At 27.9% G+C, this 14,184-nt stretch carries 6 protein-coding genes; all 6 read right to left on the bottom strand.

Annotated elements, in window-relative coordinates; all coding sequences use genetic code 11:
• Positions 1–71: 71 nt before the first annotated feature.
• The 6 genes from QP548_RS03460 to QP548_RS03435 all read right to left on the bottom strand — a co-directional run bounded on the left by QP548_RS03460 (position 72) and on the right by QP548_RS03435 (position 14,107).
• The gene (locus QP548_RS03460; RefSeq protein WP_081109953.1) at positions 72–5,588 is read right to left on the bottom strand and encodes a glycoside hydrolase domain-containing protein; all 5,517 of its coding nucleotides are present in this window, start codon (positions 5,586–5,588) and stop codon (positions 72–74) included.
• A gap of 308 nt (positions 5,589–5,896) precedes the next feature.
• Positions 5,897–8,083, bottom strand: coding sequence for a DNA topoisomerase III (locus QP548_RS03455; protein WP_081109954.1), 2,187 nt, complete (start codon positions 8,081–8,083; stop codon positions 5,897–5,899).
• A gap of 96 nt (positions 8,084–8,179) precedes the next feature.
• Entirely contained in the window at positions 8,180–9,598 is a 1,419-nt protein-coding gene (locus tag QP548_RS03450) for a PH domain-containing protein (protein ID WP_061428565.1), read from the bottom strand.
• A gap of 9 nt (positions 9,599–9,607) precedes the next feature.
• A complete protein-coding gene (locus QP548_RS03445) occupies positions 9,608–10,075 on the bottom strand; it encodes a PH domain-containing protein (RefSeq protein WP_061428567.1) in 468 nt (155 codons plus the stop codon).
• A 143-nt stretch (positions 10,076–10,218) separates the two neighbouring features.
• Positions 10,219–10,617, bottom strand: coding sequence for a hypothetical protein (locus QP548_RS03440; protein WP_061428568.1), 399 nt, complete (start codon positions 10,615–10,617; stop codon positions 10,219–10,221).
• Between the two features lie 208 nt (positions 10,618–10,825).
• On the bottom strand, positions 10,826–14,107 hold the full coding sequence (locus tag QP548_RS03435) for a ligand-binding sensor domain-containing protein (RefSeq protein ID WP_075808098.1): 3,282 nt from the start codon (positions 14,105–14,107) through the stop codon (positions 10,826–10,828).
• Positions 14,108–14,184: the final 77 nt, after the last annotated feature.

Raw genomic sequence — 14,184 nt, 5'->3', positions numbered from 1 at the left:
CTTATTTAATGTAAATAAGTTATTAAATGAATAGAGTTACTTTTTTTAATTTAATTAATACTTTTAAATAATTAGTTTAATATTTTATATGATATAAACTCAATATCGTAATTATTTACTTCTTCATCTAAATTTATGTCTGATTTTATACTTAATTTATTACTATTGTCAACTGTTCCCAAATATTTAGATACAATTGCTAAATCTCCTAAATCCAACTTTTTATCTTCGTTTATATCTCCGGTATATTCATTTATTATTCTCTTATTAAATAACTCTAAAGCATTTTTTAAAGAATCTATTGAATTAAGAATTTCTTCTAAATCACTTGAGTTATTATATATATCCTCGATACTCTTTAAACTTTCTAGCAAATCTTTCTTGCTTCCTTTATGATAATTACCTATTTCAAATCCTTCAACAGAATTTTCAACTTTATTCTTTCCTTCATTAATTAATATATCTAATTCTTTTTTAAAACTTTCAAAAGCAGTTTTTTCTCCAAATATCTTTAATTCGAAGAATGATGCCCATATATTATTTGATGGTAAAGTATTAATTTGAAGCTTAACATATCTTACATTATTTTCTTCTAAATTAATTTCACTTAATTGTTTCGCAACTAAATTGTCTGAATTGTTATAAACTTCTTTCCATGATTGGCCATCTTCTGATACTAATATTGAAAACCCATAGGCAGCTTCTTTTTCCCATTTAACGCTAATCCCTTCAATATCATAAATATCTCCTAAATCTACTTGCCACCATTGATTAGAATTTTCACTTGATGCACACCATCTAGAACTCTCATCTCCATCATTTCCTTTATTAGCTTCTCTACTTGGTTCATTGGAGCTTGCAGTTGAAGGTTTATTTAAAGCTAAATTTTTTGGAAGAACTTTTAAAGTTGATGAAATATTATCTAGAATATCTTCTCCATGTATTCCACTTAAAACATTTACATTTTCTACTATAATATTAGTTGACTGGATTTTTTTCTTAGGAATGAATTTTCCCTCTAGAATCTTTCCACTTCCATTAAATCCTTTGTTTTCCTCTGAAAATTCAAGCTTTACACTTATTTTTCCTGGTTCTTTTTCCTCAGAGGATACTATCTTAAATCCATTTGTTCCAACTAATTCTCCCATTAAATCTAAAACATCCTTATCATAAGTTAATAATATATTTAAATTTTTCATATCAACAGCTTTGTCAATAGTTAATCCATATACAAATTCTTCTCCAATTTCTACACTTTCATTTACATTAGAGATTAGTTTTGTATTAGGTTTTGATGGCTTCTCTCCATCTATGATCTTTCTAGTAATACTTTCTAATGACTTTTTAGCTTCATTTACCTCATATCCAAAGTCTACATCATCACCTATTTTATGTCCTCTATCTAAATTCTCTAAAATCTTATCTACTTCTACTTTCCACTCTGGATAATTTTTTAGTATACTTCTTAATTTTTCATTATCTTGAATTCCTTCTCTAAATCTTTCAAATCTTATTGAACTTCTTTCAGGATAAACAATAAAACAATCTCCTGATTCAAATCTTGTATGATCAGTTGTTTCTAAAGGATTTTCAACCCAGTTGTCAAAAGACCATCTTAAAAATCCATCAATATCAGTTTTAGCTGAATACCATCCAACCCAAGCGCTTTCTGCTGGATTAGAGTATGTGAAGAAATTTGGATAATCACCAGTAGCTAAATATAAGGTTGTATTTTGTCCTTTTTCTCTTCTTTCTCTAGCAAAGTTAGCAAACTCTTCTTCATTATGAACTTCTCTTACTGCCACAGACATATCTGAAACCTTATCAGATATTTGATTAACACTACCATAGTTCATAGCTCCTGATATTTTAAGAGGAGTATCCTTTAAAAGTTCAAAAACTGGATTCATGACATTAGCTGGTCTTTCATCCATAGCAATATATGTCATGTTCTCCCATCCTTTTGATTTAAGATGAGAAACAAAAGCCTTTATAAACTGCCCCCAATAAGCATTCCATGTATCACTTCCTGGATTTAACTTTTCATAAACTTCCTTTCCTTGTGTCTCATCATAGTAATATACTCTATTATCCCAAGGAACCATGCTATAACAATTTATTTGGTCATCTATTCCTATTTCCATACAAAGTTCTACGTACTTATCAAAATCATCAAAATTAAATTCAAAAGTTCCATTTGATTTTTTTGTCCATTTAACCATAGAGCCATATGGATCATAAGTTTGACCATTCCAAGGATCCTTGACGATTGTAGTAGTTATAACCTTTTGACCTGCATCCTTCAATCTAGTTAAATGAGGTTTTAAATAATTTATATGCTCTTCTGACCATAATGGCACATCAAAATATCTAGCCACAGAATACGGATTTTGCCACATATCTAAATGAAATGTCCAATCTTCTGGTTTAGGTAATGACATCTCTAACACTTCTAAATTAACATCAAAAACAACCTCTTCTCCTGATTCCGCCTTAGCTTTTATTGTACCAGTGTAAAGTCCACTTTCTGCTTCTTCTGGAATACCTAATGAGAACCATAAAGGTTGAATACTTCTTCTCTCAATAAGCTCTTCTTCATTTATATCTAATATATCCGGTATTAATTTATTATCAGCTCTCACATACTCAATAAAATTAATATTAGAATTAGAAGAATCTATAGTATATCCATTTTCCTTTATAAAATCAGAAACTTCTAACTTTACTCCTTTCATTTCTCTAAATTCAGTCCACAAAACTAACTGAGAATTTAATTTTTCTCCCTTCCAAGAAGTAAGATTTAACTCCTTGCTTGACGATTCTGTTATTATATTTTCATAATCTTCTTTAAAATAATGTTTATCCTTACTTGCAACAGATCCATTTAAAGTACTTTCTATATTAGGATCAACATAAGTGATAACTGGATTCCAGTAAGTATTATCTTGACCTATATTGCCCTCTATTCCATTCAACTCAAAATAAATAAAGTCTCCTTCTTTTACAGTAGTTATTACATCTAAGTTATAACCGCTAGTATCGTTAAAATTTAACTTTTTCCACTCTTCAGATTCTGGCCAAATCTTATCCTTATTTTGCATAACTCTAATATTTACTCCATTTCCACCTGACAAAAGCTTTTTGACATTTCCACCTATTAATACCTCTCCCTCTCTAGGTGCTTTAAAAGCTAAAACTGCATTTTGATTTGTTCCTGGATGCATTGATGAAGGTTTATAAATTCTACTCCATTCATGAGTTCCTTGCCATACTCCTCCATCTAAATTAGATTTGTAAATCATATCTCTATATTCACCATTAGAAAATTCTTTATAATACCAATTCCCTTGGCCCTGTTCACTTGAAAATCCCTTAGAAAATTCATATATACTTTGAAGTTTATTAGGATCTAAAATAATATTTGAAGTTTTAGCTAGTAATCCTTCACTTAAAGTAATATCACAATCTGTTCCATCTTTATCTTTAATACTACCTGCATTTAATCTTATATTAGACGCATTATCTAAATCTTTACTATTATCACCTGCTGAAACTATATATTTAAAAGTAAGTTTGTTACTTCCAGATCCACTTGTATAGTCAGCTAATCCTTCTGATTCTTTTCCCACATTAAGAGCTATTTTAGGATTACCTTTTACATAAACCTCTTTATCAAAATTAACTTCAATCTCAATGGAATCACCAACGCCATAAACTCCCTCTTTAGTTATAGTATTAATATCTATAGCTTTAGGCCCTACTCTATTCTCAACTATTTCATCAATTTCATTTAAAGTTAATCTTAAACTTTTTATATATGGCTTATCATATCCTTCTTCCCAATATCCATAAGAAGTTAATACAAAGGTACCATCATCTAAAACTTCATTTCCTGCATATCCACAATCTCCAGATTTTTCAGTAGGAGTAAAGTCTTCCATAAGTCTTATTCTATATTGTCCTTCCCTATTATGAACTAAATCATCATAGGTTCCTACCCAAGCAACCCAGTCACCAGCTACCCAGTCATTTTTATCTCCTGTTCCCTTTGGATCCCTTATTATTTCTCTAAAAGTTATTAGTAGTCTTCCTGATATAGGATCATAAGTTGCCTGATGTCTTTCTCCCATTAAAGCTCCTTGAAGTTCCACAGGCTCTGTCCAAGTTTCACCTTCATCATTAGAAAATGCAATCATAGAATTATTTTTCTTAGCTTGTGATCTAGCTATTAAAGCTAATTGATTTCCATCTGGAGAACGTAATACTTCAATTTCACATAACTGCGCAGCCTTCTCTATAGAGTTATATTCTTCTAAAAGTCTAACTGGCTCTGTCCAAACCTCATTTCCACTTTCGTCAAAACTTAAATAAGTTTTCCAGTTATTATAACTAAAGTCATGGAAAATTCCCATCCACTTATTATCCATATCTCCATTTTCATCTTTAAGTTGAGTTAAACTAGCATGAGCAACTATACCTGCATATTTTCCTGTAGGAAAATGATGTGTGAATTCACTCCATGTTTTTCCTTCATCATCTGAATATGCAGTTCTAAAACCTTTCTTTTCGCTTCTTGGAACTCCAGATATCATTTCAATTCTACTTGTACCATCGGGTTTCTTAATTTTATATATAACAGGAGTTTCCTCACTATTATTCCAACTTACTGGTGTTTCTAATCTATCACTCCAAGTTAATCCTGCATCCTCGCTTTTCTTAAGAACTACCGGTCCTACACCATGTCCCTTTGGATAAACAGCATACATTGTTTTTTTATCATCCATTAGAACTGTTGATGGATGCCCTAAATAAACGTTTTCTTCCTTATCAACTAAGACTTGTCTATCATTATCCTTTGATAAATCTACAAAAGGAATATCATATCCAATTTTCACTTCTTGTTTACTTAGTTCTTTTACTTCTTCCAAGCTTAAGTATTTATCATATATATCTAAATAATCTATATTTCCATCAAAATACCATTCGCCTTCGCTTTTATTATCTAAATTTCTTCCTATATTCATAGAATTAAGCTCTGTAATCATATTAACATTAACAGGTTCCTCTGATGATGCTACCTCATTACCATCAACATATAGTTTTACTCCAGAATCCCCTAAGGACATAATTCCTATGTGCCAAGAATTATCACCATATTGATTTGTTGATTTTATATTACATAAGAATTTATCATTTTCCCTTATATGAGCATTTAATTTTCCATCAGTTAATGTTAAAGCTAACTCACTAGAAGTATCTCTTGAATCTGATATACTAAATAAAGTTTTAGCACCACTATTTATATTGGTTTTAAATTTTACAACGACAGTCATTTCACTTAAGTTTTTTACTTTATCAATATCCTTACTTATATCAACATATTTTCTTGAATTACTTATAAACTTATCTTTTACAGAATAACTTAGAATGTAGTTACTATATTTTTCTCCTATATCCTCTAAATTAGTATTCTTATTTTTCTTATCAATATCAATAGGACTTGCTACAACACTAGTTGAAAATAAATTTACTGCTATCATAATTCCTAAGCATTTACTTATTTTTTTTAAATTTTTTCTTATCCCCATTTTTATCCTCCTAAAATTAAAATTTAAAGCCAATAAAATATATCCCTCCCTCTTATAAAAACTCTAATTTATTTTGATACATTATATATATACATTTAACAAAGCTTTGTTATATTAATTTTTTGAATATAAACTAATAATTTATTGTAACAAATTTTACTTTAAAATTATTTTTAAACCTATTCTTGTATTATAAAAATAAAGAACCATATCAAACCCTAAAATAAAATTTATGCCTCTTAAATAAATATATTTTCATCAGATTATAAATTTTATTAGGTAAATTTGATATAGTTCTTAAAATTTAATTAGTCAAATTTAAGACCACTTAAAAGATCAGCAAAAGGATTATTTACATCTTCATTTGCTTCCTTCTTCATCTTTTGCATTATTCTATTTACTTCTCTTTTATTTGTTTTGTTATTTTTCTCAAATCTCTTTTTAAATTGAGATTCTTTTTCTCTAAAGTTACAATTTGCTCCCGGGCAAACATATATTTTACCTTCTCCATGTCCCCTAAGCTCCAACTTTTTCTTACATTCAGGACATCTAGCATTAGTTATTCTTGATATATTCTCTCTATATCCACACTCTCTATCTTGACAAACATTCATTGTTCCATTTTTGCCTTTTACCTCAAGCATATACTTACCACACTGAGGACATTTTTTTCCTGTTAAGTTATCATGATGGAATTTACTTTCTCCAAGCTTAACATCCTCAACTAAAGCAACGGTATAGTTTCTTATATCTTTTATAAATTTCTTAGAATCACCTTTTCCTTTACTTATTCTCTCTAACATCTCTTCCCAATTAGCTGTTAAAAGTGGTGATTTTAAATCCTTTGGTACTAAATCTATAAGTTGTTTTCCTTTAGATGTTGGAATTATTTCCTTTCCTCTCTTCTCTATTACAAAGGAATTAAATAATTTTTCTATAATATCAGCTCTAGTTGCAACAGTACCTAATCCTCCAGTTTCTCCTAAAGTCTTTGCTGAAGATTTATCTATTGATATAAATTTTTGAGGATTTTCCATAGCAGATAATAAAGTTCCTTCATTAAATCTTGCTGGTGGTTTTGTTTCACCCTTTTTAACATTAACCTTAAGAACTTTAAATTCATCTCCCTCTTTTAATTTAGGAAGTTCTTGTTCTTTTATATCCTCTTCTCCTTCATCATAAACTTCTCTATCATAAAGCTTCTTCCATCCTTTAGATTTAACTACTTTTCCCTTTGCAATTAATTTTTCTCCATTAACTTCACCAGTTAAAGTTGTTTGAATATATTCAAATGGAGGCATTAATACACTTAGAAATCTCTTAACTACAAGCTCATAAACTCTTCTCTCATCAGAACTTAAATTAGCTAGATTTCCTTTTTCCTCCGTTGGAATTATAGCATGGTGATCAGAAACCTTATTATCATCTACAAAACTTTTGTTTGCTTTTATAGGATTTTTTAATAAATCATTTGCTATAGTTCTAAATTCTCCTGTAGCTACAGCTTTTAATCTCTCTGGAATAGTAGAAACTATGTCCTTTGAAATATATCTTGAATCTGTTCTTGGATATGTAAGAAGTTTATGATTTTCATATAACCTTTGCATTATATTAAGGGTCTGTTTTGCTGAATATCCAAAAATTTTATTACAATCTCTTTGAAGCTCAGTTAAATCATATAATTGAGGAGAAAATTTCTTTTTATTACTTTCATTTATATTAATTATTTTTCCACTTTTCTTCTCATTTAAATTAGCAACAACTTTTTCTTTGAAATCATTTTTAAATATTCTTGAATTATTATCCTTATTTATCCATGTAAAATTACATTTATCTGTTTCTATTAAAATAGTACTATACTCTTTTGGTTTAAAGTTTTTAATATCCTCTTCTCTTTGAACTATCATTGCTAAGGTAGGTGATTGAACCCTTCCTGCTGAAAGCTGAGCATTATATTTACAAGTTAATGCTCTAGTAACATTTAAACCAACTAACCAGTCAGCCTCTGCTCTACACTGAGCAGCCTTATATAAGTTATTGTAATTTTCTCCTGGTTTAAGATTTTTAAATCCATCTAAGATAGCTTTATCTGTTTGAGAGGATATCCAAAGTCTCTTTATAGGCTTTTTAACATGGGCTTTTTCTATTATCCAACGTGCTACGAGTTCCCCTTCTCTTCCAGCATCTGTAGCTATTATTATTTCATCTATATCTTTTCTTTCCATTTGCTTTTTAACTTCATAAAATTGCTTAGTGGCTTTTTTAATAACCTTAAGTTTCATATGCTTAGGAAGCATTGGAAGAGTTTCCATAGACCATGTTTTAAGCTTGTTATCATAATCTTCTGGAGATTGTAATTCTACTAAATGGCCTAAAGCCCAAGTTATTACATAATCCATTCCTTCAATATAACTTCCTTTATTATTATTGCATTTTAAAACCTTGGCAATTTCTCTACCTACACTAGGTTTTTCTGCTAGTACTAATTTCTTCAATAAAATCATCCTTTCACGATACTACATATATGTAATATCTCTAATAATATACTACCTTAAATATATTTACTTAACAAATAAAATCCTATATTTTTATTAGGCCCATTTCTTTAGTTCATCATAAATCTCTAATTTTAAGTTTTTTAATTTAATCCAATCAAGTTTCTTTTGGGAATAAAATCTCAGCTTAAAATTACCAAGCTTTTTTCTTATTTGAAGTGGATTTGATGTTACTCTTATTTCTTCCATACTAGATCTTTTTATAAAAATTTGTCTTCTATTAAGAGATTTATAGCTAACATAATATAAGTCCTTTCCAAAACCTATTTTAGTGTTTTTATATAGCAAAGTTCTCTCAATAATAACTACAGGCACGCTTATTAAAAGAAGCCATATCTCATTAGTTAACAAAAAAAATCCTATACTAGAATATAGCGCAACTTGTATTGGAATTGTAAAAAACCTTCTTAGATCTTTCTTTTCTGGCCTGTACACTTTCCCTTCAAATATAAACTCAGGAATAAGGTTTTTTAATATATCTCTATATCCCTTTTCATTACATAAGGGAAATATAAGTTCATCTTCCTTAATACTATTTCCATATCCAACTACACAGCATTTTATAGTATAAAACTTAAATATTTGATTTATAATATTTTGCTCTATTTTTACTGCATGTATGCTTTCCATTGGAATTGAATAGCTTCTTCTTGTTATTAAGCCATACTCAACTTTTAAATAGTTATTATTTCTATATATTGTGAACTTGTAATACTTAGACAATATTGCTAAGACAGAAAATATCAATATTATTAATAATAAAATACTAAATAAAAAAAGTGCTGATAAAAATATTGCTAATATTGTATTTCTAGATATTACATTTTCCTCAATAACATTTTTGAAAAAACTGATTAATTCTTGATTCACTCCCTTGTATATCTTGCTCATAAAATGTATGCTTGAATATAAAACCCCTATTCCTAATAATATATTGTTTCTCAGCATTGAAAGTAAAATCAAATGAATAGCTGATATGTTATAAACTAAGGTTTGATTTATTTCTCTTTCATCATGTATTAAGTTCCTCATCCTATAACTTAAGTTTCCATAAAGGGATTCTAAATCTTTCTTTTTTAATACCATTATTATTTCTGCATTTTTCTTTGAAGAAGGATATACACTATCAATCTTTATCTTTCTAAGCTTAAAAATTCTATAGATTATATTTCTTTCAAGCTCTATTAAGGATATGCTCCTTAAGGGAATCACCATTTCTTCCTTAAGTAGAGCCCCTTCTCTGTATATTAAAAAATTTTCTTCAATTAAAATACTTGTATTAAACCATTTCACTATAGAGAAGGTTAAAATTAACACTACAGAAATAGAGGTTATTTCCTTAATATAATCATTGAATTTCAAAGCTAAAAATATTATTACTGGCCAAGTATTTTTCATAAGCTTAAAAAAGGTTATAAAAATTTTACACCAATGATTTTTTTTATAAAAACTCATTTTTCACCTCTAAACTCTCTCCTGAACTATATAATTGAAAAATTCTATCTGCTCCTTATTAATTGCTGGAATACTAACTTTCCCTCCGGCAGTATAAATATTTATGCTCTTTATTCTTAAAATCATATCTATTGGATTTTCGCATACATTTATATATTTTATATTATTCCTCTTTATACATATATATCTTTTAAATAATACTCCATATCTAATCTCAATAAAATCATTAAATATAAAATAAGACCACGTAAAGTACTTAATTATTGGACATATTAGTACTGATATAATAAATATAACTGTAATTAATAATTGTAAAATCCATAAAGTATTATCCATAACTCCATTCAATTGGTTAAAGCTACCAAAACTTTTTAATTTATAAAATCCCAATCTTAAAACCAAATATAAAAGTGAAAAAATTAAAAATCTAAGAATAATAGATTTAACAATAAATAATTTACTTAATTTATATTTCATTAACTCCTCCTTTAATAAAAAAAACCTATAAGAAAACCATTCTTATAGGCTACCCTCCTCATACTAAAACTTTCTCTAGTATTAAATATTTTACCACATTATAATACTTATTTAAATCATTATATATTCCCATATTTTCAAAGTTATCTTACCCTATATTTATTTAAATTAATTTCCTTTTTAAGTTCAGGTAAAATAAAATTTATCAATTCTTCTTTATTATTCTTTTCCACAAGACTTTTTACTTCTTCATAATTATCAAGAATTATTTCTATTATTGATTTTATCCAACCTACCACTTTCTTTTCAGAGGTAACTGTGTAATCATAAGAAATGATTAAATTTAATTTTTCATAAAAGAATTCAACCTTACTTATCTCCTTCATTGTCATTATTGCTTCTTTAATAAGCTCTTCATATTCACTGTTATTTCTTAATCCTCTTAATATTAAATCATTCTTTAATGTAACTTTTCCTCTTTTACTATCTACTACTTTTATATTTGAAGCCATTTTTATTGCACATCTTTTTAAATCAAGCATACTTTTCTCCCTAAATAATATTCCTTATCTAAAGCTTATGATTAATCCCACTTGAAAATTCCATCCCCAAAATAATACAAAATTTAAAAGAGAGCTTACCAAGATAGCTTATAAATAAAACTTACAAACTTATTAGGAAAATTAAATCTTCATATTGTTTGTAAGTTTTATTAAAGTTCTCTTAATATACTCTCTTTTTTTAAATTAGTTATTTGCTTTTCTCTTGTCTTATAGGTAATGTGATTATAAAAGTACTTCCTTTATTAAGTTCACTTTCTACTCTTATTGTACCATGGTGAAGTTCTATTATACTTTTTACCAATGTTAATCCTATACCACTACTTCTATATTGTTTTTTAGATATGCTATCAGCTTGTACAAATCTATCAAATATAATCTTTTGTTGCTCCTTAGATATTCCAACTCCAGTATCCTTTATAGCAATTTCTACAGCTTCATTTTCACACTCTCTTATGAAAACTTCAATTGTACCATGTCCATGGGTATATTTTATAGCATTAGATAAAAGGTTTATAACACATCTTTCAATCTCATTTTTATCACATTCCACATCTAATTCTTCTATTTCAGGATCTATTATAATATCTAAATTATTTTCTTCAATATAAGCTTTTAAACTTAAAGCCGTATCCTCAACTAAAGAAACTATATCCTGCTTTTCTATATTCAATTTATATGCACCTGACTCTATTTTAGATGAATCTATTATATCATTTATTATCTTAAGCAAATGATGAGCATTATTTCTAAGAGTATTAGTGTAATCTTCTACTTGATATTTTCCTAAGCAATCTTCCTTATTCTTTAGTTTTATTAACTGTACTGTAGCTAATATCACATTTAATGGAGTTCTAAGCTCATGCGAAAGATTTACAAAATAATCATTTTTAAATTTTTGCCTTTTTATCATCTCATCTTTAAGATCCGCTGCTTCTTTATAAAGTTTCTCTTTTTCTATGTAAAGTTTTTCTTTTTCCTTAGCCTCTTTTTTAAGTTGCTCAGCTCTTTTCTTAACAGTTTTCTCTAAGGCAGTTACATAACTCCACATTAAGAAAATAACTATTACTGCACTTGAAAAATATATTAAATAAGCTGTTGGTGTACGCCATGGTGGTGGCGCAATCTTTAAGTCTAAAGCAGTCACTGGAGTTAAGTCTCCATGATTATCCCTAGCTCTAATTAAAACCTTATATGTTCCTGAATCTAAGGTTGCATAATTGGCATTATTTCTTTTATTAGCAAAGGTCCAATCTTCATCAACACCTTCTAACTTATACTCATAAGTAGTTTTTGTTGTGTTTAAATAATCTGGCAAAAAGAAATCAATAGATATATTATTTTCATTATATTTTAAACTAAGAGTTCCCCCATAGTATGGATAAGTTTTATTATTAATCTTAATTTCATCTATTACTACTTTGCTCTTATTTCTATTATCTGATAATTTTAAAACGTCCTTAGGATAAAATGCAGTAATCCCATTTATCCCACCAAAAAACATTTCTCCATCTTTGCTTTTAAAATAGGATCTACCGTTAAACTCATTACTTTGTAGTCCATCCATAGCAGTATAATTTATAAACTTATTTGTTTTTTGATCAAATCTAGATAGACCATCATTTGTACTTATCCAAAGATTATCTTCTTCATCTATAAGTATTCCATATATAAAATTATTAGCTAATCCATTTACAATAGTATAGTTAGTAAATTTATCAGTTTTAGGATTTAGTTTACTTAATCCTGCTTCAGTTCCAATCCAAACATTTCCCTTTGAATCTTTTTCTAAGCAACGTACTCCATTATTTATAAGACTATTGCTATCAAAACTATTATTTAAATAACTTTTTAGTACGCCCTTATCCTTATCAAATTTTACTACACCACCATCAATGCCTATAGTAATCCATAAAAATCCCTCTTCATCTTGTGAAATACTTGTTACAGCATTCTCAACTATACCTACAGCCTTAAAAACATTGGAATAATCAGTGAAAGTTCCTGTTTTATCATCATAGGATTGTAATCCACCTCTTGCTCCTATCCACAATAATCCATCCTTATCCACAAAAACATTTCTAGCATCCATTTTATTTCTTTCTCTCATATTGTCTGGATACTTTAATCTTTCAACATTTCCACTTTTTTTATTTATCTTGTTAACTCCACCTTGAGTTGCAACCCACAAATTGTCTTTATCAGCTTCACATATTTGCCAAACTACATTGCTACTTAAGGTATTTTCATCACTACTATTACTATAAAAATTTGTAACTTCACCAGTCATAGTATTTAATTTATTCAATCCTGCCGAGTTAGTTCCAAGCCATAACATTCCATCAGAGTCTTTATAAATTCCACTCATACTATTATCACTAATAGTATTTTCCTTATCAGGCTCTCTTTTATAATGCTTAAAAGGCTGCTTAGGATTTAATAAACTTATTCCATTATAAGTACCAAACCAAAGCAATCCACTTCTATCTTCATATGCAGTTAATACATTATCGTTAACTAAACTCGTATCATCATAATACCTGCTTTCAAAAAGATGCATTTTTTTATTTTCTTTATTATATTCTAATAATCCATTTTGAGTTGATATCCATAAATTATTATATGTATCTTCATAAATGGCATTTACACTATCTGGAGATATTTTAAAAGACTCTAATTCTTTATCAAAATAAGTAATATCTTTATAATTGCTTGATACTAACATAATATGATTATTTGTTACTACCCATATATCATCCTCTTTATCTCTATAAATATTAGAAATTGCCGTATTCTCATTATCTATTATATCATTTATTGGTTGAATATCCTTAGTCTTTGTATTAATTACACTTAAACCTTCGCTTGTTCCAACCCATACATTTTCATATTTATCCTCACATAAAGAAGTAACTACATTGCTTTTTAACCCCTTAGGTTTTGTGTCTTTAAAAATTTGGTACATATCACCTGTTTTGGGATTATAAATATTTAACCCTTTTCTAGTAGCTATCCAAATCGTTCCATTACTATGCTTTAATATATCCCATATATTATTATTCGATAGCTTGCTTTTTCCCTCTTCATCCTCAAACATTCTACTTACTTCATTTGTTATTACATTTATTTTACTTATACCTTTACTAGTTCCAACAAGAATATTATCATTGTCATATTCTATTATAGATGATATGAAACTTGAATTAATACTCTTTTTATCATTTCCTAATTCCCTAAAAACAACAAACTCATGTCCATTGTATTTATTTAATCCATCTGATGTCCCAAACCACATATATCCCTTATTATCTTGAATTATCTTATTTACAGTAGATTGGGATAGTCCGTCCTTTAATGTTAAATTGTTGAATCTTACTTCTGATTCTCCTAATGCAAAAACATTTTTACCTTGAATTAATATTAGTATTAAGGAGAGAAAAGCATATCTTATAACTAATTTTTTTATATTCAATTTTATTACCTCTCTAAAACCAAAATAACAATTTAATTTTCTCAAAAAACAAGAATATTGTCAAACAATGTCACATT

The sequence above is a fragment of the Clostridium sp. UMB9555A genome, assembly GCF_030222355.1.
Classification (GTDB): domain Bacteria; phylum Bacillota; class Clostridia; order Clostridiales; family Clostridiaceae; genus Sarcina; species Sarcina perfringens.
This window is presented reverse-complemented; position numbering and strand designations above follow the sequence as displayed.